3 protein-coding genes and 1 pseudogene are annotated in these 4,053 nt (G+C 60.7%); all 4 read left to right on the top strand.

The window, feature by feature from the left end; translation table 11 throughout:
- Window positions 1-491, top strand: a 491-nt coding sequence (locus BISU_RS12845) for a Mu transposase domain-containing protein (RefSeq protein WP_411431493.1), incomplete at its 5' end; no start/stop codon positions are given.
- 138 nt (window positions 492-629) lie between these two features.
- Window positions 630-2,111, top strand: coding sequence for an IS21 family transposase (gene istA / locus BISU_RS11360; RefSeq protein WP_015438265.1), 1,482 nt, complete (start codon window positions 630-632; stop codon window positions 2,109-2,111).
- A gap of 2 nt (window positions 2,112-2,113) precedes the next feature.
- On the top strand, window positions 2,114-2,899 hold the full coding sequence (gene istB / locus BISU_RS11355) for an IS21-like element helper ATPase IstB (protein ID WP_014483316.1): 786 nt from the start codon (window positions 2,114-2,116) through the stop codon (window positions 2,897-2,899).
- 789 nt (window positions 2,900-3,688) lie between these two features.
- Window positions 3,689-4,053, top strand: a pseudogene (locus BISU_RS12325) (hypothetical protein); the annotation flags it as partial.

Genomic DNA, 4,053 nt, shown 5'->3' with positions numbered 1-4,053 from the left:
CCGGCGCGATGCGCGACCACCAGTTCGGCTCGTTGGACGGGCTGCGGACCGCGATACGCGCGTGGCTCGTGGAATACAATTCCCGCCCGTTCCAGAAGCGTGACGGATCACGTCTGTCGGTGTTCGAAGGCGAGGAGAAGCCGCTGCTGATCGCGTTGCCTCCGGTGGCATACGAGGTGATGGACTGGGTGTACGGCAGGAGGGTTCAGGCCAACGGCCACGTCGCCTATGCGCGCAACTGGTATTCCGTCCCGTACGCGTACGTCGGCTCCACCGTGGACCTGGGGATCGGGGCGAACACGCTCGAGATCTGGCACAAAAACACCAGGCTCTGCACGCACCGGCTCCTGCCGGCGTCGGCCTCCAACAAGTATTCGACGAACGGGGCCGACCTTCCCGGCAAAACCATGTGGAGGCCGTGGGATAGGACAACGATGCGAGCGGTGGGATCGAACAGCGTGTGTCTGTTCAATAGAAAGTGGGCCGTGTGAGCGTGTGGAAAGTCTCCAGATGAGCGGCAGGTTTTAGTCCATTTCAGCGTGTGGCGAGAAATGAACACCGGCCCGTCCTGCCCGTACTAGTTTCCCGAGTCGGAAGCAAACCATTCGGTTTCTCGGGAAAGGAAAGGAATGACGGTACCGGTGTCCGTACAACAACGTATCAGGGTGCTTGACGCGCATGGCGTGTCATGGAGAAGCATCGCAAAAGAGGTGGGCGTGGCCCGCGACACGGTCGCGAAATACGCCGGGAGGGAGGATTGCTCTCCCAAGCCGGAGCACTCCGCATCGAGGCCGTCGAAGCTCGACCCGTTCAAGGCGACGGTCGACGGGTGGCTGGAGGCGGACCGGTTCATGCCGCGCAAGCAGCGGCACACCGCCAAGCGCGTGTACGACCGGCTCGTTTCGGAGAGGGGCTACGGGGGCGCGTACTCGTCGGTGCAACGGTATGTGAAGCGTTGGCGCGAGGAGCATCGGCTCCCGTCGGACGGGTATCTGGAGCTCGAGTGGCATCCGGGCGAGGCGCAGGTCGATTTCGGCATGGCGCGGGCCGTGGTCGGCGGGGACCGGGTCGACGTGCATTGCCTGGTCGTGACGTTCCCGTATTCGAACATGCGCTACTGCGCGGCCCTGCCCGGGGAGAACGCGGAATGCGTGTGCGCGGGACTGCGCACGGTGTTCGAGCACATAGGCGCGGTCCCCCTGACGCTGGTGCTCGACAACGCCACCGGCGCCGGTCACCGGGTCGCGTGGGACAGGGTCAGCATCGTCAAGGTGTTCGAACTGTTCGTGGAGCATTACCGGCTGGAGACCAGGTTCTGCAATCCGAACTCGGGCAATGAGAAGGGCAGCGTGGAGAACGCGGTCGGGTTCCTGCGCCGCAACATCATGGTGCCCCTGCTCAACGCGGAGTCCTACGCCCAGTTGACCCGGTACATGCTGGAGCGGTGCGACGCGATGGCCAAGGAGACGCATTACCGCAAGGGCGCGCCGATCGGCGGACTGTTCGCCGAGGAGAAGGCGGAGATGCAGCCCCTGCCGTCCAAGCCCTACGACGCGATCCGCTGGGAGGTCAGGAAGGCCGACAAGGACGGGCGCGTGCAGGTCGACGGCAACCATTACCTCGCCGGACCCTCGTGGCGCGGCTGGACGTTGGACGTCGCCCTTCGCGCGTTCGACGTGACGATCCGCACCCAGGACGGGCGCACCTGCGCCAGGCTGCCGCGCGTGTACGGGGATTCGCCTGCCACTATCCGCGACCCCGCCACGCTCCTGCCCGCACTGGGCCGCAAGACCAACGCATGGCCCGATTCCACCATCCGCGATGATTTTCCCGACAAACTGCGTCTGGCGATCGACCGGATGGACGCCAAGGCGCGCAGGAACGCGTTCCGGCTCATCTCCAGAACGAGCGACGCGTGCGGGTTCGAGCCGGCCGTCGAGGCTGGTGAGCATCTGGTCGAACAGGGGCACCCGCTCGACGAGGCGAGCCTGACCACCATGGCACGGCGCATCGCCTCCGGCGAGAAGCCATACGAGCAGACCGCACCCGACCTGACCGGATACGACGTGTTCATGCAGCCTCGTGGGACGCGGGAAAGGAAGGAGGCGTAAACATGGGGATCCACCGCCCACCGGTCGTCATGCCCGACATGAAACGCCGCCGCGCGTCCACCGGCGAGAAGATCGAAACGATCATGAACCTCGCGCGCCGGTTGCCCCTGACCCGCCAGATCCTCGCCGACCAGCTCGCCAACGCCACGCCAACCCAGATGGAGTTCGTGGAGGAATGGATGAATGCCGAACTCGAATCCCGGGAACGCTCCAAACGCTCCCGGCTCCTGAAACAGGCCGGATTCCCCGCCGACAAGGAACTCGACGGCTACGACTGGACCCCGATCCGCTTCCCCGTCGACTACGGAAGACAGCGGATCGAATCCCTGGAATTCATCAGCGGCCACGAGGACCTCGTCCTGTTCGGGCCTCCCGGCACCGGCAAGACCCACCTCGCCATCGCGCTTGGCAGGAACGCATGCCGCAGGGGCATGCCCGTGCGCTACCACACGGCCGCAAGCCTGGTCATGCGGCTCCTACGCGCCCAGACGGACAATCGGCTCGACCGGGAACTCGCCATGATCGGCAGAACCCCGCTCCTGATCATCGACGAACTCGGCTACGTGCCCATCGACGAGGAAGGCAGCAGGCTCCTGTTCCAGGTCGTCACCAACGCGTACGAGACCCAGAGCATCATCTACACCACCAACATCGAGTTCTCCGGATGGGGCAGGATCTTCGGCGACCCCAACATGGCCGCCGCGATCATCGACCGCACCGTCCACCACGGCAGGATGATCAGATTCGAGGGCGAGTCCTGGCGCAAGACCCACGCCCTCATGCAATAACCGACAACCCACAGGACTGGCCAAAGCCGAAACGGCCTAAAAACAACCGCTCAAACGGACTAAAAGAAACGCCGAAACGGCCCACAAAAATTTGAACAAAACACATAGCGGTTTTGGGATTGCCCCTGTTGGGATGACTTCAGCGGGGCAATGCCATGATGGCGGTCTTGGAATCGTCTTGTTGGTATGGCTTTAGTGGGGTTGCACCGTGATGGCGGTCTTGGAATTGCTTTGCTGAGATGAGTGAGCGAGGCAGAATGTTGATAGCTCTCTTGCCGTTGCCTTGCTTAGATGTCGTCAGTAGGGCAATTTCGTGATTCCAGCCTCATCAGGGCCTCGATAAGGTATCTGGAACGGGGCAATAGTACGACTGCCATCTTGGTGTTGCCTCGTTTGGATTTCCCATGAGGGGAATTTCGTGGTTGAGATATCCGATTCGCCTCGATGAAGTGAGCTTAGCAGGGCAAAACTGCGATACCTCTTTCTTCCACTCTATTGAAATGATCGCAAATGAATCGAGATCGGCACCGGGTGGTGGACTTCGGTCGGATGCGATCAACAAAAAGATGATGGATTTCGTCCAGTCACGAATTGCGAATTAGTTGCAGGGGAAAGACGATAACGAATGCATCTGGGCGTGAGCGATTTGAGAAAAACCGACACCGCCATATTGCAAAAACGGTATGAGGTATTGTCTTCGTCGGATAACCAGACGGGACCAAAGGAAGCTGGAACCACATTACCTGTTCGGGTTTCTGGAATAGTGCATCATTGCATATCGTCGATATTATGAAGCATCACAAAGCAGTGGAAACATTATTGGAAGTGTCGCAACAGGAGCGTCGTTGTGCATTCGGCAGAACCAAAGCAGAGCGAAGCGCATTGGAAAGACGGGCTTCTGCACAGGAGCTTGAACGGGTATTCCCCGGCCTGTTTGTGAAACCTGACTTTTGGAAGTCGCTGAACCCTGCCGAGAAGTCCGCTCATATTGCGCGCACATTGGGACTCCGCCATGGTCACTGGGTGTTTGCCGGTCTGACCGCCGCAAATCTTCACGGGTTCGAACATCAATGGTTACTGCATGACGGCACAATAACCATTGCCACACATACTCAGGGAAGTGATACCGGTAACGGACGAATACGGCGATTGTT

It is taken from the genome of Bifidobacterium subtile, from assembly GCF_000741775.1.
Taxonomy (GTDB): domain Bacteria; phylum Actinomycetota; class Actinomycetes; order Actinomycetales; family Bifidobacteriaceae; genus Bifidobacterium; species Bifidobacterium subtile.
The sequence above is the reverse complement of the archived record's forward strand: the minus strand, read 5'-3'. Positions and strand labels throughout refer to the sequence as shown.